This is a genomic window from Amycolatopsis sp. MEPSY49, assembly GCF_051337345.1.
Taxonomy (GTDB): Bacteria; Actinomycetota; Actinomycetes; order Mycobacteriales; family Pseudonocardiaceae; genus Amycolatopsis.
The window spans coordinates 442584-460131 of sequence record NZ_JBDLYJ010000002.1; the positions used below are offsets into that span (position 1 = coordinate 442584).

The 17548-nt window shown below is 73.0% G+C and carries 16 protein-coding genes; 8 read left to right on the top strand and 8 right to left on the bottom strand.

From position 1 onward, the window contains the following. Genes ABFJ78_RS11165 through ABFJ78_RS11185 form a run of 5 tightly spaced genes read left to right on the top strand, consistent with a single transcriptional unit; the run spans position 1 to position 4742 of the window. A complete protein-coding gene (locus ABFJ78_RS11165) occupies positions 1–1983 on the top strand; it encodes a hypothetical protein (RefSeq protein WP_436385813.1) in 1983 nt (660 codons plus the stop codon). Between the two features lie 4 nt (positions 1984–1987). Beyond that, positions 1988–2329 (top strand): type VII secretion target, encoded by a 342-nt coding sequence (locus ABFJ78_RS11170; protein ID WP_372665516.1) that lies wholly within the window; start codon positions 1988–1990, stop codon positions 2327–2329. Further along, complete coding sequence (locus ABFJ78_RS11175; protein WP_436385814.1) at positions 2326–2880, top strand: YbaB/EbfC family nucleoid-associated protein; 555 nt, start codon at positions 2326–2328, stop codon at positions 2878–2880. Before ABFJ78_RS11170 ends, ABFJ78_RS11175 begins: the two co-directional genes overlap by 4 nt. Positions 2881–2934: 54 nt before the next feature. Continuing rightward, positions 2935–3471, top strand: a complete 537-nt coding sequence (locus ABFJ78_RS11180) for a GNAT family N-acetyltransferase (RefSeq protein WP_436385815.1) — start codon at positions 2935–2937, stop codon at positions 3469–3471. Beyond that, positions 3468–4742, top strand: coding sequence for an MFS transporter (locus ABFJ78_RS11185; protein ID WP_436385816.1), 1275 nt, complete (start codon positions 3468–3470; stop codon positions 4740–4742). The genes ABFJ78_RS11180 and ABFJ78_RS11185 overlap by 4 nt, the downstream gene beginning before the upstream one ends. Here ABFJ78_RS11185 and ABFJ78_RS11190 read toward each other — a convergent pair. Beyond that, positions 4728–5963, bottom strand: a complete 1236-nt coding sequence (locus ABFJ78_RS11190) for an SGNH/GDSL hydrolase family protein (protein ID WP_436385817.1) — start codon at positions 5961–5963, stop codon at positions 4728–4730. The two genes, ABFJ78_RS11185 and ABFJ78_RS11190, sit on opposite strands and share 15 nt — an antisense overlap. Positions 5964–6365: 402 nt before the next feature. Beyond that, complete coding sequence (locus ABFJ78_RS11195; protein ID WP_436385818.1) at positions 6366–6632, bottom strand: hypothetical protein; 267 nt, start codon at positions 6630–6632, stop codon at positions 6366–6368. Positions 6633–6860: 228 nt separating this feature from the next. Between ABFJ78_RS11195 and ABFJ78_RS11200 the strand changes: the two genes are divergently transcribed. Beyond that, a complete protein-coding gene (locus ABFJ78_RS11200) occupies positions 6861–9212 on the top strand; it encodes an alpha-L-fucosidase (RefSeq protein WP_436385819.1) in 2352 nt (783 codons plus the stop codon). Here ABFJ78_RS11200 and ABFJ78_RS11205 read toward each other — a convergent pair whose 3' ends face one another. The 3 genes from ABFJ78_RS11205 to ABFJ78_RS11215 form a co-directional block, all read right to left on the bottom strand. Further along, positions 9213–10397 (bottom strand): 4-hydroxybenzoate 3-monooxygenase, encoded by a 1185-nt coding sequence (locus ABFJ78_RS11205; RefSeq protein ID WP_436385820.1) that lies wholly within the window; start codon positions 10395–10397, stop codon positions 9213–9215. A 26-nt stretch (positions 10398–10423) separates the two neighbouring features. Continuing rightward, on the bottom strand, positions 10424–11905 hold the full coding sequence (locus tag ABFJ78_RS11210) for an ArnT family glycosyltransferase (protein ID WP_436385821.1): 1482 nt from the start codon (positions 11903–11905) through the stop codon (positions 10424–10426). 115 nt (positions 11906–12020) lie between these two features. Beyond that, the gene (locus ABFJ78_RS11215) at positions 12021–13310 is read right to left on the bottom strand and encodes a diaminopimelate decarboxylase (RefSeq protein WP_436385822.1); all 1290 of its coding nucleotides are present in this window, start codon (positions 13308–13310) and stop codon (positions 12021–12023) included. Positions 13311–13391: 81 nt separating this feature from the next. On the opposite strand from ABFJ78_RS11215, the gene ABFJ78_RS11220 reads away from it, so the two are divergent. Continuing rightward, entirely contained in the window at positions 13392–14267 is an 876-nt protein-coding gene (locus ABFJ78_RS11220; protein WP_436385823.1) for a LysR family transcriptional regulator, read from the top strand. A gap of 123 nt (positions 14268–14390) precedes the next feature. Here ABFJ78_RS11220 and ABFJ78_RS11225 read toward each other — a convergent pair whose 3' ends face one another. After that, positions 14391–15377, bottom strand: a complete 987-nt coding sequence (locus ABFJ78_RS11225; protein ID WP_436385824.1) for a serine hydrolase domain-containing protein — start codon at positions 15375–15377, stop codon at positions 14391–14393. Positions 15378–15433: 56 nt separating this feature from the next. On the opposite strand from ABFJ78_RS11225, the gene ABFJ78_RS11230 reads away from it, so the two are divergent. Next, complete coding sequence (locus ABFJ78_RS11230) at positions 15434–15628, top strand: DUF2630 family protein (RefSeq protein WP_091388895.1); 195 nt, start codon at positions 15434–15436, stop codon at positions 15626–15628. On the opposite strand, the gene ABFJ78_RS11235 is transcribed toward ABFJ78_RS11230, so the two are convergent. Then, positions 15625–16173 carry a hypothetical protein gene (locus tag ABFJ78_RS11235; RefSeq protein ID WP_436385825.1) on the bottom strand — a complete coding sequence of 183 codons (549 nt, stop codon included), beginning with the start codon at positions 16171–16173 and terminating at the stop codon, positions 15625–15627. The two genes, ABFJ78_RS11230 and ABFJ78_RS11235, sit on opposite strands and share 4 nt — an antisense overlap. Before the next feature lie 12 nt (positions 16174–16185). Further along, positions 16186–17475, bottom strand: a complete 1290-nt coding sequence (locus ABFJ78_RS11240) for an NAD(P)/FAD-dependent oxidoreductase (RefSeq protein WP_436385826.1) — start codon at positions 17473–17475, stop codon at positions 16186–16188. Between the last annotated feature and the right edge of the window lie 73 nt (positions 17476–17548).

Consider the following 17548-nt stretch of genomic DNA (forward strand, 5'->3'; position numbering starts at 1 on the left):
GTGGCACCCACCGCCGAGTCCGTCTCGGATCCGTCATCCCCGGACTACAACCCGCGCAGCCCGCTCTACGACGTGACGGCGGATTCGTCGTCGAAGTACTACGTCGGGCCGCTGACCGGCGACGACATCCTGTCGGGTGACGAGCTCCGCCAGGTCGCCACCACGCAGTTCGACATCCTGGGGATGGTGACCGGCTGGCCCGACCCGCTCCTCAACCCGGTCCTGCGCGACCAGATGATCCAGAAGATGTACGAGAACAACCTCGAGGCGGCCAAGCACGGCCTCGACGAGGGCCTCTCCATCCGCGAGAACGGCGGGCCGCCCAAGACGCTGTGGGCCAACGCCAGCCACGAGCAGATGAACCAGGCCATCACGACGGACGCCGACCCGGCGACCGTCGCGGAGACCTCGGAGGAGTGGGTGCAGGTCGGCAAGGACCTCGGCACGCACCAGAAGACGCTGGCCGACGCGATCAAGGCGAGCACGGACAACTGGCAGGGCGACGCCGGTGACGCCGTCCGTGAGCACCTCGCCGGCGTCGGCAAGTGGCTGGGCGCGACCGCGCAGGGCTCGACGCTCGCCGGGCGCCAGCAGGAGATCCACTCCCAGGCGCTCAACGAGACCCAGCGGCAGATGGTCGCCAACCCGCCGGTGGAGTTCGACCTGCAGAGCACCAACCAGAAGCTGATGTCGATGACCGACCCGGTGCAGTACGCGGCCGCGGCCGGCGAGGCGATGCAGACGTACCGGGCACAGCAGGCCGCGCGGGAGCACGCCGCGCAGATCCTGACGCAGTACGACGAGACCATCGGTGCCGCGGTCGCGACACCGCGGTTCCCGGCCCCGCCGAAGCTCCCGACGGCCACGGCGCAGCGGCAGGGCGTCGCGGCCTCGGGCTCGGGTGGTGCGGGCGCGAGCGGCGCCCAGCCGCTCATGGCGCGCACGGCGATGGACCCGGCCCTGGACCCCACGGCCGCGGGCCGCACCCCGGCCGGCCTGGACGCCGCGGGGCTCGGCGGCGCGGGTGGCGCAGGCTCCGGCGCCGGCGGTGCCGGGGGCAGCGGTTCCTTCGGCGGCGCGGGCATCCCGGGCGGCGGCGGTTCCGGCACCGAGGGCTTCTCCGGCAGCGGCATCCCCGGTGGCGGCAGCGGCAGCGGCGCCGGCGGCTCGGGCTTCTCCGGGGCCGGCATCCCGGCCGCCAGTGGTGGCGGCGGGGCCGGTGGCTCGGGCTTCTCGGGCGCCGGCATCCCCGAGATCCCCGGTGGCAGCTTCACCGGGTCCGGTATCCCCGGCTCGTCGGTGCCGGGCTTCGACGACTCGACGACGTCGTCCGGCTTCACCCCGTCCGGCATCGGCGGGAGCACCGGCGGCACGGGTGGCACGGGCTACACGCCGCCGTCGATCCCGAACATCCCGGACGTCTCGGGCGGGAACGGCGGCATCCGCGGCGGCAGCCCGATCCCCGGCTTCACCCCGCCCGGCATCGACCCGATCACCGGCCTGCCCACCGGCACCGGCCCGGGGGGCATCCCCGGCGGCGGCACCGGCAAGATGCCGACCATCGGCCGCGGCGGCGGGATCAACGGCGAAAGCATCGCGAGCCGCCTCGGCGGCATTCCCGGCGGCGGGGCCGGTGGCGGTTCCCTCGGCGGGATCGGCGGCGGTGGCTCGGGTGCCGGTGGCGTCGGCGGTGGCGTGCGCGGCACGGGCGCGGGCAGCCTGGGCGGCGGTGCCGCGTCCGGCGCGGCCGCGGAGGCCGAAGCGGCGGCGGCGCGCAACGCGGGCCTGGCGGGCAAGTCCGGCGCCGCGGGCAGCCCGGGCATGGGCGGCATGGGTGCCGGCGCCCGCGGTGGCAAGAAGGAAGACGACAAGGAACACAAGGCCGCCGACTACCTCGAAAGCGACGACCCGAACTTCTTCGCGGGCGAGCAGGTCGTGGCGCCGCCGGTGATCGGCGACTGGAAGAACCAGGATTGGAAGTGAACGCATGACGGCCGCGGGCTTCGAGGTCGAGCCGGACGAGCTGGTCGCGCACGCGAGCCACGTCGAGAGCCTGGTGGACCGGCTCGACACGGCGTCGGCCGCGGCCGACTCGGCGATGTCGGACCACGCCTACGGGCTGCTGTGCGCGTTCCTGCCGCCGATCATCCGGCCGACGGGGGAGAAGGCGAAGGAAGCGCTCACCGCGTCGGCGGAAGGCGTCCGCGGGCTCGCGGACAACGTCAAGACGGCCGCACAGTCCTACCGTGACGGCGAAGAGGCCAACGCCCAGCCGTTCGAGCGGCAGCTCGCCGCGTCGCCGCGCACGGCGGAATCGAGGCAGGCATGACGTCCCCGAACAACGGCCTGGGCGACCTGATCCGCGACCCGGACGAAGCGATCCGCCGGATGGACGACTGGGCGGCCGGGTTCGCGGCGAAGGCGCAGCGCTATCAGGCGGCGCAGGAGGAGACCGAACGGCTGCGGCTGACCGCGAGCAGCAGTGACGGCGCCGTCAGCGTCACCGTCGGCGCCGACGGCACGGTCACCGACCTGACGTTCAGCAACAAGGTCAAGTCGTTCCCGCTGGACGAGCTGTCCCGGGCCATCCTGACCACCATGCGGCGGGCCCAGTCGGGCATCGCCGAGAAGGTGGCCGGGGTGATGTCCGAGCAGCTCGGCGACGAGGACCGCGAGACCCGGACGTTGCTGCTGGACAACCTCCGCGGCCGGTTCCCCGACCCGGACGAGCCGGAGGACCAGCCGTCCGCCGAGCCGCCGCCCGCGCCGCCGTCGCCGTCCGGTGGCGCCGCGACGCCGCCCGCGTCGTCGGGGCCGGCGACGCCGCCGCGCCGCGGGACCGCGGCCGATCCGGACGAGCAGGACAACAACCCCTGGTGAGGAGCGGCTGAACGACCGCTCGACAGGACGGCTTCCGGGGTCGACACTGAGCCGATGACCGGCCTGATCCCCGGAAGCCGCGTCCGGCTGCGCCCTGCCGCAGCCGAGGACGCCGCCCGGTTCGAGGAGATCCTGTCGCACCCGGACATCGCCCGCTGGTGGGCGGACGCCGAAGAACCGGTGGCCACCCAAGTGTCCTACCTGCTCGATCCCGATGAGGGCACGACGACCTACGCCATCGAACACGATGACGTCGTCGTGGGCATCGAGCTGGCCTTCGAGGAGGCCGACCCGCAGTACCGGCACGCCGGGATCGACATCGCGGTGCACCCGGACTGGCAGGGCCGCGGCCTCGGAACGGATGCGATCCGGACGCTGGCCGAGCACCTGTTCACCGTGCGCGGGCACCATCGGCTGGTGATCGACCCCGCGGCGGACAACAAGTCCGCGATCCAGCTGTACCAGTCGCTGGGCTTCCAGCCGGTCGGCCGGATGCGGGCGTACGAACGCGGTCCGGACGGCAGCTGGCACGACGGGCTGCTGATGGACCTGCTGGCCGAAGACCTCGTCCCCGCGCTGGCCGGCTCGTGAGCACCCCGGTCGCGGCACGACAGCTGCGGCGGGTGGCCGTGGCGAGCGCGATCGGGACCACGATCGAGTGGTACGACTACTTCATCTACAGCACGGCGACGGCGCTCGTGTTCGGCAAGCTCTTCTTCACGACGCTCTCGCCCGCGTCCGGCACGCTGGCCGCGTTCGCGACGCTCGGCGTCGGGTTCCTGGCCCGCCCGGTCGGGGGGATCCTGTGGGGCCACTTCGGCGACCGGGTGGGCCGCAAGGCGATGCTGGTGCTGTCGCTGCTCCTGATGGGCTTCGCCACGGTCGGCGTCGGCCTGCTGCCGACCTACTCCGCGATCGGCGTCTGGGCGCCGATCCTGCTGCTCGTCCTGCGGCTGCTGCAGGGGCTGAGCGCGGGCGGCGAGTGGGGCGGCGCGGCGCTGATGGCGGTCGAGCACGCGCCGGAAGGCCGGCGCGGACGGTACGGCGCGTTCTCGCAGATCGGCGTCCCGGCGGGGCTGATCCTGGCGCAGCTGCTGTTCTTCATCCTCGGCCGGTCGCTGACCGACGCGCAGTTCGCGTCGTGGGGCTGGCGGGTGCCGTTCCTGGCGAGCATCGTGCTCGTCGGCGTCGGCCTGGTGATCCGGCTGCGGATCGAGGAGACGCCGGTGTTCGCGCGGCTGCGGGAGGAAGAGGCGCGCAGCAGCCGGCCGATGGTCGACGTCTTCCGCGAACGGCCCCGGGCGCTGCTGGTGGCCTCGGGCAGCTTCATCGCCAACACCGCGGTCGGCTACATCTTCCTGGCGTACCTGCTTTCCTACGGCACGTCGGTGCTCAAGATCGACCGCACGACGTTGCTGGTCGTGGTCATCGTCGGCAGCCTGACGTGGCTGGTGAGCATCCTCGTCACGGCGGCGTGGTCCGACCGAGTCGGCCGCAAACCGGTGTACCTGGCCGGGTCGATCCTGCTCGTCGTCTGGCCGGTCCCGTTCTTCCTGCTGGTCGACACCAAGGCCGCGGTCTGGCTGATCGTCGCGGTCGTGGTGCTGAACATCGGGCTGGGCGCGACCTACGGGCCGCAGTCGGCGTTGTTCGCGGAGCTGTTCGAGCCGCGGTACCGCTACAGCGGCGCGTCGTTCTCCTACGCCGTCGGCGCGGTGTTGGGCGGCGGGTTCGCGCCGCTGATCGCCACGGCGCTGCAGACGTCCACCGGCACTTCGCTTTCGGTGTCGCTCTACCTCGTCGCGGTGGCGCTGCTGAGTTTGGTGGCGGTGCTGTTCATCCCGCGCTCACAGCCGGTCTAGCCGGACCGCGGCGGCCATCCGCTCGTAGCCCGCGTCGCCGGGGTGGAGGTGGTCGCCGGAGTCGTAGGCCGGCAGCATCCGCAGTGGGTCGGCGGGGTCGCGGACGGCGGCGTCGAAGTCGACGACGCCGTCGAAGACCCCGCTGGTGCGGATGAACGCGTTCACCGCGGTGCGGGTCGCTTCCAGAGTTTCGTCGTAGACGCGCCAGCCCTTGAACGGCGTGAGCGTGCCGCCGAGGACCCGGATGCCGCGCGCGTGCGCCTGCGTCACCAGCTGGCGGTAGGCCGAGGTGATCGCGTTCGGGTCGGTCTGGTGCGGGTCCTGCTGGATGTCGTTGATGCCCTCCAGCACGATGAGCGTCCGGACGCCGCCGACGCTCAGCACGTCGCGGTCGAAGCGGGACAACGCGTTCTGGCCGGCGCCGGAGCCGGGGACGTCGAGCAGCAGCCGGTTGGCGCTGATCCCCGCGTTGAGGACGCCGAAGCGGCCGTGCAGCCGGTCGGCGAGGTAGTCCGGCCAGCGGTGGTTGGCGCCGGCGACCGAGCCGACGCCGTCGGTGATCGAGTCGCCGAGCGTCACGATCGAGGCTTCGGCACCGCCTTGGACGTCGACGCCGGAAACGTAGTGCCACACGGACGTCTGCTCGGTGTAGGGGGTGCCTGCCTCGCTGCCGGCGAAGTCGCCGGCGCGGGTGAAGTACGACGTCTGCGACGCGGCCGGGTGGTAGGTGACCGGGCCGGACTTCGTCGGCACGTATGTCGTGACGAGCAGGTTGGCGTCCGCGGGCACCCGCAGGTTCACCGGATCGCTGAGCGCTTCGGCGCCGGCGGGGACGACGACGCTGGGCGCGCCGCCGAAGGTCAGTGACCGCAGCGTGCCGGGCACGGCGTCGGGACCGTTGGCCTGCATCGCGATCGTGACGTGCCCGAAGGTCACGGGAGAAGCGCCGAAGGCGTTGGAGAGGTGAACGCGCGTGCGGCTGCCGCCGGCGCTGGAGTGCACGACGTTGCGGATCGAGAAGCCGGGGTAGCCGTCCGGGGTATTGGCCACCGCGGCCGCGGGTGCGGCGGCCCAGGTGCCGACCCAGCCGTTCACGGCGTGCTCGGCAGCGGCCGGGATAGCGCTCTGTGAATGGGCACTGGCCGGTTTCGCACTGCCGGACGTCGTGAGGATGCCGAACCCCGCCAGGACTGCCGCGCTCACGGCCAGGAAGCGTCGCATCCACTCACAGTGGCGCGGCTGCTCCGGACCGGGGACCGCTGATCAGGTGAGCGTGCGGACAAGATCCCGGACAGTGCCGGGAAAGCCGGGGGCGGGCCCGTCCGGGATTCTGGGGATGCCGGACGGGCCCGCGCGAGGTGGCCGTTGCCGCGACGGCCGCTCGCCGGAGTGCCCGGTCCCGATCGGGCGGAGGCTGGCCCGGATCGTTGCGTCGTGGCGACTCCGGAGGGCGTGTGCGAGACGCCCTCACCCAGAGCACGGCCGCCGGGCCGGAGCGGTTCACGCAGTTCCCGAGGTTTCTCACGGGGCGGGGGGACTTCGAACGACGTGAATGACTCATTCCTGTCGCCAGGCGACAGGAATGAGTCATTCACTACGTGCGAAGCCCGCCGGTGGCTTCACTCAAGCGGCGGCGGCGGGAAAGCCGCCCAGCGCGCGGTGGCCGGCGTCGGTCAGCTCGGCCGCCGCCCATTGGCCCGGCGACGGCGTTCCGACCGCCCGGATCAACCCGGCGCGGGCCAGGTCGTGGGCGGTGTTCTGGTCGCAGCACGGCAACCCGTCCACGCGGAGGTCGGGTTCACAGCTGCAGCGGAGCTCGGCGCGCCCGTCGAGGACCGCCTTGAGCATGGCGATCGCGCGGCGGCTCAGCGCGTTCTGAGGGGTGGACATCGGTCTGGCCTTTCGGTGCGCGGCTGGTTCTGACGACGAGTGCTGCAGCTCGTACCGAGAACCACGAGCCGGATCCGGGCGAGGTTCACTTCGATCGCCTCTTGACACCGGCAGACCCAGCGAGCAGGGTCAGTCATCGGATGAATCAGCCCCGCCAACGACAGAACGGCCAGCAATGGCCGAACTCTGCCGTCCTTCCGCCGTAGTCATCCGATCCCTGGAGGTTCAGTGACGACCTTCCCCCGCCGGCAAGCCCTCGGCATCGCACTCGGTGGCGCCGTGGCGCTCAGCGCGGCCGGCCGCACCCCCGCCGGTGCCGCCGTACCCGTGGACGCCGCTCCGGACAGCCCCGGCACGCCGATCGTCCCGCCCCCGCCGCCCGTCCCCGTCGCGCTCGACCCGTGGTTCACCAACGACGGCATCGACAGCGCGTCCGCCACCGGCGGCGACTTCGACGGCTCCGGCTACACGTTCCCCGCCGAACACCTGCCCGCCGGGCGGACGACCACCGTCGGCGGGGTTCCGTTCACGCTCGGGTCCGCGGCCGCCGGCGCGAAGAACAACATCGCCGCCACCGGCCAGCGGATCGATCTGCCGAAGGGCCGCTACTTCGTCGCGTACTTCCTGGTCGCCGCCAGCTACGGCACGACCGGCGGCACGGCCACCGTGCACTACGCCGACGGCAGCACGAGCAGCGGTTCCCTCTCCGGCCCCGACTGGTACACCGGCACCGGCGCGCTGGTCTCGCCGTTCCGCTACGCGCCCGGCGGGGTCGTCGACGACAACCCGGTTTCCCTGGCCACCGGCCAGGTCTGGGTCGACCCGGCCCGCGAAGCCGTCGCCCTGACCCTCCCCACCACGGCGAACCCCGCGCCGAACGTCTCCAGCCTGCACGTCTTCGCGCTCACCCTGCAGCCGGTGGCCGTGGGTCGCTCGGCGCTCGTCCTCGACAGCCGGTCGACGGTGAACCTCCTGTCCGACGGCGGTCCGCAGGCCGCCGAGGCGACCATCGTCAACGCCGGCACCGTGTGGCTCGGCGCCGGCGACCGGGTGAGCGTCACCGTCGACGTCCCCGGCGGCCGGACGACCGTGCCGGCGGCCATCCGCGCGCTGGCGCCGGGGGAGCAGGCGACCGTCCGGCTCGGGATCGCGCCGAACGCGTCCGTGCCGCCGGGGACCACCACGAACGGTCAGGTGCGGGTCACGGCCGGCCGTGGCACTCTTGCCACCCAGCAGGTCTCGATCACCCTCGGGATCCCGGACTTCCGGCCGACCGACGCCTCGCTGTCGGCGCACCGGGCGCCCTATTGGTTCAACGACAGCAAGTTCGGCATCTTCATCCACTGGGGCGTGTACGCCGTGCCCGCGTGGGCGCCGGTGGGGCAGCAGTACGCCGAGTGGTACTGGCAGAACCAGCAGGACCCGAACGGCGCGACCTACGCCTACCACCGGGAGAAGTACGGCGAGAACTTCGCCTACGACGACTTCATCCCGCTGTTCACCGCGGCGAAGTTCGATCCGCGCAGCTGGCTGAAGCTGATCGCGGACGCCGGCGCCGAGTACTACGTGCTGACTTCGAAGCACCACGACGGCTTCGCGTTGTGGGACACCAAGGTCAGCGACCGCAACTCCGTCAAGCTCGGCCCGAAGCGGAACATCATCGACGAGCTGTTCACCGCGTCCCGGAAGTACACGCCCCAGTTGCGCAACGGCCTGTACTTCTCGCTGCCCGAGTGGTTCAACCCGGACAACCCGTGGATGGGCCACGCGCCGCGCAACCCGTACACCGGCGCGCCGCTGCCCTACACCGGCTACACCGCGGGCAAGGACTTCGTCCGCGACTACCAGGCCCCGCAGGTGCTCGAGCTGATCTCGGAGTTCGACCCGGACGTCCTGTGGTTCGACATCGGCGGCGTCAACGACAGCCGGACCGTGCTCACCGAGTACTTCAACCACGCGAAGAACCGCAAGCGCCCCAAGGACGTCACCTACAACGACCGCGGCGGCATCCCCGACCACGACTTCACCACGCCGGAGTACACGACGTACCCGAACACCGTGGTGGCGAAGTGGGAGGCGAGCCGCGGGCTCGACCCGTTCTCCTACGGCTACAACCGCGCGACCCCGGACGACCGGTACATGACGGCGGAGGAGGTCGTCCGCACGCTCGTCGACATCGTGTCGAAGAACGGCAACTTCCTGCTCGACATCGGCCCGGACTTCGACGGCACGATCCCGGACGTCATGCAGCGGCACCTGCGTGACGCGGGCGCGTGGCTGAAGGTCAACGGCGAGGCCATCTACGGCACCACGTACTGGTCGCGGATGGCCCAGCTCGGCGACCTGCGGTTCACGGTCAAGCAGAACGAAGCGTTCTACGTGCACTCGCTGGTGGCGCCGGGCAGCAGGCTGGTGGTCGACGCGCCGGTCCCGATCCGCGCCGGCGATCGCGTCACGCTGCTGGGCTACCGCGGGAACCTGCGCTGGACCGTGGAGAACGGCGCGCTGGTGATCGACGTCCCGGCCGCGGCCCGGCAGGCGGGCCGCTACGCGTGGGTGTTCAAGATCGCCTGGAGCTGATCAGAGGTCGGCGTTCTTGCCGATGTACAGCTCCGCGAACGCCGCCGCGGCCGCGGGCGAACCCAGCAGGCGGCGCATCCGGGCCTCCGCGATGCGCGCCGCGAACGGGTTCTCGCCCGCGGCCGCGGTGTGGTGGAAGATGTCCGACAGCCACTGGGAGAACTCCTGGTACTGCCACACCAGCGGCAGGCACGCGTCGGAGTACCCGGCCAGCCGCGTGGGATCGCCCGCGTAGTGCGCCTGGTAGGCCTCGGCCAGCAGGAACGCGTCGTGCAGCGCGAGGTTCATGCCCTTCGCCGCGATCGGCGCGACCAGGTGCGCCGACTCGCCCGCCAGGTGCAGCCGGCCGTGCGCCATCGGCTCCACGACGTAGTTGTGCATGTCGAGGATCCGCTTCTCGATCAGCTTCCCCTCGATGATCGGCCCGTCCGGCACCGCGAGCCGGGCCTTCAGCTCCGTCCAGACGCGCTCGTCGGGCCAGTCCGCTTCGGTCTCGCCCGCCGTCGTCTGCAGGTAGAACCGGGTCACCGTCGGCGTGCGCGCCATGTGCGCGCCGAACCCGCGCGGGTGGATGCCGAACAGGACGCCGTCGGCGGACGGCGGTGCCTCCGCGAGCAGAGCCAGCCAGCCGATTCCGTAGTCGTGGTGGGCCTTCACGGTGGTTTCCGGCGGCAGGTACGCCTGCGTGACGCCGCGGGCGCCGTCGCAGCCGGCGACGAAGTCGCACTCGAGCCGGTGCTCCCCGTCGGCGGTCCGGAACGTGACGGCCGGGGAGTCCGATGTCAGGCCGTGCAGCCGGACGTCGGAGACCTCGAAGACGGCCTCGCCGCCCGCGTCGGTGTACTGCCCGACCAGGTCGGTCACCAGAAGCTGTTGCGGGTACACGAAATGCCGCTGCCCGGTGACGTCGCCGTAGCGGAAGGCGTGCCGGCGCCCGGCGAACCGGAACTCGAACGCCTCGTGCCGCGGCGCCTTCGCGACGAGCCGCTGGCCGAGGCCGCGCTCTTCGAGCCCGCGGACGGCCCACTCCTCGATGAACCCGGCCCGCGGGCGCTGTTCGATGAACGCCCGGCTCTCGCTTTCCAGCAGCACGCAGGGGATCCCCGCGCGCCGCAGCAGGTTCGCCACCGTGAGCCCGGCCGGACCCGCCCCCACCACGGCCACCGCCGTGCGCGTCGCCACCATGCGCCCGAGGGTAGCGCGAACCGGGTTCAGTAGAACTGCCGCAGCTTCGGCCAGGCGGTCGACCACGGCTCGGTCAGCGTGCACAACGACAGCGGGGTGCCGTTCTCGTCGTTGTCGACGCCTTCGGCCGAGTGGTACTTGGTCACTGGGCGGCACCCGGTGACCAGCCGCGACGCGGGCGACCCGCGTTCGAAGCCGCCGACGAGCAGGACCGGGCCGACCAGCCGGTCCGGCGGCGGGCCCCAGTCGGCGTAGGACATGTGCGGCGAGTACGGCTGGGGCAGGCCGAGCGCGGGCCCGTAGTGTTCGAGCGCGCCCGCCTCCCCGTAGTTCCCCGCGACGATCACCGCGGTGTCCCGTTCGGTGGCCGGGATCCGCGCCCACGCGCCGGCGACCGATTCGGCGAACCCGGGCCAGCCGACCTGCTCACCGGGTTCCTTGTTGACCGCCAGCAGCGGGCCGCCCAGCGCCGACACCGGCACCACCGGGAGTCCGGTGAGGACGGACACGACCACGCACACCGCGGTCGCGACGCCGAGAAGCGCCCGCCGCGGCACTCCACCCCGGCCGAGCCACCGCAGCGCCGGCTCCGCGCCGAGCGCCACCAGCGGCAGCAGCAACGGCACCGAGTAGTACGGCTTCCCGCCCAGGACCAGGAGTTCGACGCAGACGACCGGGTAGGCGATCGCGAGGGCGCGAGCCCAGCGCAGGGCGGGATCGCGCCACGGCCGCACGAGCCCGGCGATCCACACGGGCACCAGCACAGGGGAGAGGTAGACCAGCTGCATCGGCACGAACAGGGCGCGGTTCTCGCCGCCGTCGTCCTCGCTGATCCCGCCGGCGACGGTGAGCATCGGCCAGCCGTGCGCCGCCTGCCAGACCACCACCGGCGCGGCCAGCGCGGCGGCGATCCCGATGCCGGCGGCGAGCCACCAGGTCCGCAGCACCCGGCGCGGCCCGGCGACGGCCACACCGATGCCGAGCCCGGACAGCAGGAGCAGGACGAGCCACTTGTTCGCCATCCCGACCCCGGCGGCGGTGCCGACGGCGAGCCACCACCGGCCGTCGCCGGTGCGCAGGAGCTTCAACCCGAACAGCGCGATCAGCGACCACAGCAGGACGTCCGCGGAGTTCGTCGCCAGCATGTGCGACACGACCAGGACGTACGCCGAGAGCGCCGTCGCGATCGCCGTGCACAGCTGCGCGCCGCGGCCGCCGCCGAACTCGCGGGCGATCAGTGCGACGACCACGACGGTCGCCATGCCGAGCAGGGTCGCGACCACGCGCAGACCACTCGGCGTTTCACCGAACAAAGCTGTCGACGCGCGGGCGAGCCACGGCGTGATCGGCGGGTTGTCGACGTAGCCCCAGTCCGGCCGGTGGCCCGCCGCGACGAAGTACAGCTCGTCGCGGTGGAAGCCGTAACGGCCCGACAGCGCGGTCAGCACCACCGCTTGGACGGCGACGACGATCCCCACCGGAAGCGCGGCGAACCGCGGCAGTGACAACCGGGCCTCCGGCCCGGGCCGGGGGCTCCGCCACCCGGACCCCCGAAAAGCTGGCAGTTCCGGACTGGCCCCCATGGCAGTCTCCCCTCGGCGTGCCCGGATCGTACGCCGGTGATCACGCTTCGGGGAGCGCTCCGACGTATTCGGCTCCCGCGTCCGCGACCAGCTCGGTGAGGGACTGCGCGCGGCGGATCGGCGTGAACTCGACGTTGCCGCGCTCGTCCACCGTGAAGCCGTGCACGGCCGGGCGCGGCAGCGTGTTGTAGGCGTAGTGCGCGCCGAAGTAGTAGGCGCCGGTGTCGTGCGCGACGACGAGGTCGCCGGGCTCGAGCAGCGGCAGCGGCCGTTCTTTCGCCAGGAGATCACCCGCGAAGCACAACGGACCGGCGATGTCCTGCGGCACTTCGGGTCCGGTCTTCGGGCGGCCCTGGGCGTCGAGTGCGGTCAGCCGCAGCGGCCAGTGCTCCGGCTGGAGGACCGTGCGGGCCGCGACCTGCGCGCCCGCGTGCGTCACGGCGATGGGCCGGCCGCCGGCGACCTTCGTGTACTCGACGGTGCTGACGAGGAAGCCGTTCTTCGCCAGCAGGGACCGGCCGAACTCGGTGACGAACGTGTAGCTCCCGTCGGCGAGGGCCGGGACTTTCGCCAGGAGCGTGGTGACGTAGTCGGCGTAGGTGGGACCCGGGTCCTCGGAGGCGAAGTTCACCGGGAGACCGCCGCCGAGGTCGATGCTCGTGACCTGCCGGCGGTCGGCGTTGATCTCTTCGGCGAGGGCGTGGACCGCGGCGACGCCGTCGGCCATCAGCTCGGGCGGGCAGCCCTGCGAGCCGACGTGGACGTGCAGCCGGGTCAGCCACGGCCGCCGCGCGAAGGCGTCGAGGATGGCGCTTCGGTTGTCCCGCAAGGGAATGCCGAACTTCGACGTCGAGGTCGCGGTGCTGGTGTCGCCGATCCGGCCGGCGCCGATCTGGGGGTTGATCCGCAGGCCGAGCACCGAGCGCGGGTGGTCCACCAGGCCGTCGAGCCGGGCGAGCTCCTGGAAGTTGTCGGCGTTGATCGCGGTGCCTTCGGCCAGGGCGTGCGCGAGTTCGGCGGTCGTCTTGGCGGGGGAGTCGAGGACGAGCCGGGCACCGCGCAGGCCGGCGGCTTCGGCGACCGCCGTCTCGCCGGGGCTCGCGACCTCGGCGTCGACCCCGAGGTCGGCGAGGTAGCGCAGGACGGGCGCGAGGCCGCACGCCTTCGCGGCGACGGTGTGCTGGACGCGCCCGAGCGGCGCGAACGCCTTGGTCAGGTCCTCGACGGCTTCGCGGATCCCGGCGAGGTCGACGAACCCGGCCATCGGGTCGAGGAGGTGCCGGTCCGCGGCGGCGGCGAGGGCGTGGAGCTTGCGGTCGGTGCGGTTCACGTCGCCCAGTGTTGGACCGGCTCCCGGGAGGGTCCAAGACTTCGTCCCTCTTGATCCATAGGCCGGCCCTATAGTGGCTGGGTGGACCTACGCCGTTGGCACTACTTCGCCGTGCTCGCCGAGGAGATGCACTTCACGCGCGCGGCGGCGCGGCTGTTCGTGTCGCAGCCGTCGCTGAGCCAGCAGATCCGGGCGTTCGAGGCGGAGCTGGGGGTGGCGCTGCTGGACCGTTCGGGGCCGCGGTTCGCGCTGACGGAGGCGGGCCGGGTCGCGGCGGCGGAGGCACGGGAGCTGCTGTCGCGCTTGGACCAGGCCCGCGGCGTGATCGCGGCGGCCGGCCGCGGCGACGCGGGGCGGCTCCGGATCGCGTACACGCGTTCGGCACCGGGCCCGCTGGCCGGCGACCTGGTGGCGGCGTACCGGGCGGCGTTCCCGGAGGTGGAGCTGGCGCTGGAGACGGGCTGGACGAGCTTGAACCTGGCGCGGCTGTCCGCGGGCGAGATCGACGTGGGCTTCGTGCGGCCACCGGTGGTCTCCCCGGGCATCGAGGTGGCGGTGGTCGGGTCGGAGGAGGTGCTGATCGCTTTGCCGTCCGGGCACGCGCTGGCCCGCCGGCGAGGGCGGTTGCGGCGGGTGTGGCTCGCCGAGGAGCCGGTGGTGTTCTGGCCGCGCTCGAACGGTCCCGGTCAGTACGACGCGATCAGTGCGCAGGTGTGGCCGGCCGGGGTGCCCCCGATCGTGCGCGAGGAGCCGGAGGACGAGCAGCTGATGCGCGCGGTCGCGGAGGGAGCGGGCATCGCGGCGGTGCCGGAACACCGGGCCCGGGGGTTGAAGCGGAGGGGAGTGGTGTTGCGGCGGTTGGAGGACCCGGTGCCGGTGATCGACCTGGGCCTGGCTTGGCGCGCGGGCGTGGTGGCGCCGGTGGTGCGGGCGTTCGTGGACCTGGCCCGCGGCTAGCGAGCGCCCCAAGGCGGCCTTGGTTGCGTCCCACGCACCGAAGGCCGCCTTCGGTGCGCAGGACGCACCGAAGGCCACATTGGGGCGCTTGCCGCCCCGCACCGAGCCCGCCCGCGCCGCCGGTCAGTCGCAGGCCTTCAGGACCGCGTCCGCCACCTCGCCCAAGTGCGCCGCCGCGCTGTGGCCCGGCACCAATCGGTCCGTCAGGTACGCGAACACCAGCCGCCGCCCCGGGTCGGCCCAGGCTATGCAGCAGTTGCTGCCGTTGTGCCCGAACGTCTCCCGCGCGCTCGACGTCCCCATCGGGCGGCCCACCCCGCCCAGCTGGAAGCCCTGGGCCCAGCGGATGCGCGTCCCGATCGTGCGGTCGACCACCGCGTCGCCCGCGGGGCGGCGGGCCTCCGTCACCGCCTGATCCGCGAAACCGTCCAGCAAAGCCTGGTAGAACCGGGCCAGGTCGCGGGCCGTCGTCGAGATGCCCGCCGCCGGGATCACCGCCCGGCGGACGGCTCGGCGGTTCACCATCCGGGCCGTCAGCGGGCCGCCCAGACCCTGGCCGCGGACCGGGACGTGCCGGGGCCACCGCGATGACGGCAGCCCGAGGTACGTGTCGGTGAGCCCCAGCGGAGCCAGGAACTCCGACGCGAGCAGCGCGTCCACGGGCGTGCCGGTCACCCGGCGGACCAGCTCGCCCAGGATGTGCCCGAACACGATCGGCTGGTACGCCGCGACCGCGCCGGGCGTCCACCGCAGCGGAGCGAGCTCGATCGCGCGGATCGCGCGCGGCCAGTCGGTCATCGTGAGCGCGTCGCCGGCGAACCCGCGGGCCGTCGCGAAGCCGGAGCGGTGCCGCAGCACCTGGCGGATCGTCACCGCGCCCTTGCCGCCGCCCGCGAACTCCGGCCAGTAGCGGGCCACCGGCGCGTCCAGGTCCACCGCCGACCGCGCCGCCAGCTCGTGCACCAGCAGCGCGACGAACGGCTTGCTCGCCGAGAAGATCCAGTACAGCGCGTCCGGCGGGCCGATGTCGAGCAGCACCCGGCCGTCGCGCAGGACGCACAGGCTCGCCTGGGCCCCGCGCGCTCGCACCAGCTCGGCGACCTCGATCACCCGGGCGAGAGTACCCGCGCGGCGTATGCTCGCGGACGGACAGGAGGGCGACTTCCATGGCAGGCCACGAAATCACCGACCGCATCGCCGACCTGATCGACGAGGAGCACCGCCTCCGCAAGGGCGCCCTCCACCACGGCGGGCTGACCCCGGAGGAGCGCCTCCGGCTCAAAGACCTCGAGCACCAGCTCGACGCCGCCGTCGACCTGCTGCACCGCCGCCAGGCGCTCTCGGTCTTCGACGACGACTAACCGTCGCCGAGGGCCGCGCGCACCGCCGCCACCACGTCCGGGTGGCCGAGCGGCAGCGGCGGGGGCACGCGGTCCTCCGGGCCTTCGGTCGTCGAGGCGATCACTCGCACCTCCGTGCCCGCTTCACGCAGCTTCGCGACGACGTCGTCGTGCTCGGCCAGCCACTCCTCGTTCGCCTTCGCGGCATCACCGGACGGCAGGAACGCGTCCGACGCCGGGTCGACCAGCAGCAGGTGCGCGGCGCCGCCCGGGTGGCGTTCGACCAGCTGGAGCGCTTCGGCCGCGAACGGCCCGCTCACGACGACGGCGATCTCCGGGTCGCCGGGCCCGTGGTCGCCCACGAGGTCGTCGGCCTCGGTCAGGGCGCCGCCGGCCGGGACCCGGCACCAGAAGATCGCCCGCTGCTCCGCCAGCGGACGCCAGGTCGCGGGCAGCTCGTCGTGCCGAGCGGCGCCGGCCGGGTCGAGGACGATGATCTTCGGCCCGGACGGGTCGCCCGCGGTCACGACCGACGGGCCTTCGGAACGAGCGGGTTCGGCGGCCATGGAAGCGTCCTTTCAGCGGCGGGGGAGTTCGGGGGAGTCGGTGTCGAGCGGCACCGCGCCGGACCGGACCAGTCCCAATTGGACGGTCTGGCGCCCGGTCAGCCGGTCCAGGACCCAGTCGACCGCCGTGCGGACGCGGTTCCCCGGCATCGCCATGAGGTGGTAGCCGCGCGTGACGGCCTTCGCCGGCAGCCCGGACAGCGGGATGTGCAACGGGTTCGCCGCGGCGGCGCCGGCCCCCAGGTCGACGACGAAGCCGAGGTCGTGGTGGCGGTAGGTGCCGGGGCGGCCGTAGCCCAGCGACGCCGCGACGTTGCGCCCGGCGAGCTTGCCCTGCCGCTCGGCGTGCTGCGCGGTCATCGCGGTGTACTCGCCGGGACGGGTGAGGTCGGGCACCGCGGCCGCGTCGCCGCAGGCGAAGACGTCGTCGCGCCCGGGCACCGCCAGCTGCTCGGTGACCACGAGCCTGCCCTTGGCGGTCTCCAGCCCGAGGTCGGCGACCAGCGGGTCCGGCCGCACGCCGACGCACCACACGAGCGTGTGGGTCGGTACGGGCTCGCCGGTGGTCAGCGTGACGCCCTTGGCGTCGGCGTGGTCGACGGAGGTCTTCATCAGCACCTCGACCCCGCGGGCGCGCAGCACCTCGTCGGCGGTCCGGCCGAGCCGCTTGCCGAGCTCCGGCAGCACGCGCTCGGCGACGTCGAGCAGCAGCCAGCGGATCTTCTGCCCGGCCAGCTCGGGGTGGCGCCGGGCGAGGGCTTCGGTGAACGCGGGTCCTTGCGCGGCGACCTCCGTGCCGGTGTAGCCGGCGCCGACGACCACGAACGTGCAGCGCGCGTCGCGTTCGGCGGGGTCTTCGGCCGCCGCGGCGAGCTCGATCTGCCGCGTGATGTGGTCGCGCAGGTAGAGCGCCTCGGGCACACCGCGGAAGCCGTGCGCGCACTCCGGCACGCCCGGGATCGGCAACAGCTTGTTGACGCTGCCCGCGGCGAGCACCACCCGGTCGTAGCGGATCCGGTGCTCCCGGTCCTCCGGGTCGGTGTAGCAGACCTCGTGGGCGTCGAAGTCGACCCCGGTCGCCCGGCCGAGCACGAGCCGCACACCCGGCAGCGTCTCGGGGATCGACACCGTCACCCGCCGTGGGTCGAGGATCCCGGCCGCCACCTCGGGCAGCAGGGGCAGGTAGAGGAAGTAGTCCGTGGGGTTGAGCACGACCACTTCGACGTCTTCGCCGGCGGTCTTCCGCAGGCTCTTGGCCGCGTGGTAGCCGGCGAACCCGCCGCCGACGATCACGACACGCATGGGTCTCCTTCCGGGGCGGATGTCCGTCTCCGCCGGTTACCCGAGGTCGGGACGCGGAAACCCCGCGGGGTTG

Bases quoted from the DNA above. Each gene is read 5' to 3' on its own strand.
- ABFJ78_RS11170 (WP_372665516.1), top strand. From the start codon at position 1,988: ATGACGGCCGCGGGCTTCGAGGTCGAGCCGGACGAGCTGGTCGCGCAC.
- ABFJ78_RS11175 (WP_436385814.1), top strand. From the start codon at position 2,326: ATGACGTCCCCGAACAACGGCCTGGGCGACCTGATCCGCGACCCGGAC.
- ABFJ78_RS11180 (WP_436385815.1), top strand. From the start codon at position 2,935: ATGACCGGCCTGATCCCCGGAAGCCGCGTCCGGCTGCGCCCTGCCGCA.
- ABFJ78_RS11190 (WP_436385817.1), bottom strand. From the start codon at position 5,963: ATGCGACGCTTCCTGGCCGTGAGCGCGGCAGTCCTGGCGGGGTTCGGC.
- ABFJ78_RS11195 (WP_436385818.1), bottom strand. From the start codon at position 6,632: ATGTCCACCCCTCAGAACGCGCTGAGCCGCCGCGCGATCGCCATGCTC.
- ABFJ78_RS11205 (WP_436385820.1), bottom strand. From the start codon at position 10,397: ATGGTGGCGACGCGCACGGCGGTGGCCGTGGTGGGGGCGGGTCCGGCC.
- ABFJ78_RS11230 (WP_091388895.1), top strand. From the start codon at position 15,434: ATGGCAGGCCACGAAATCACCGACCGCATCGCCGACCTGATCGACGAG.
- ABFJ78_RS11235 (WP_436385825.1), bottom strand. From the start codon at position 16,173: ATGGCCGCCGAACCCGCTCGTTCCGAAGGCCCGTCGGTCGTGACCGCG.
- ABFJ78_RS11240 (WP_436385826.1), bottom strand. From the start codon at position 17,475: ATGCGTGTCGTGATCGTCGGCGGCGGGTTCGCCGGCTACCACGCGGCC.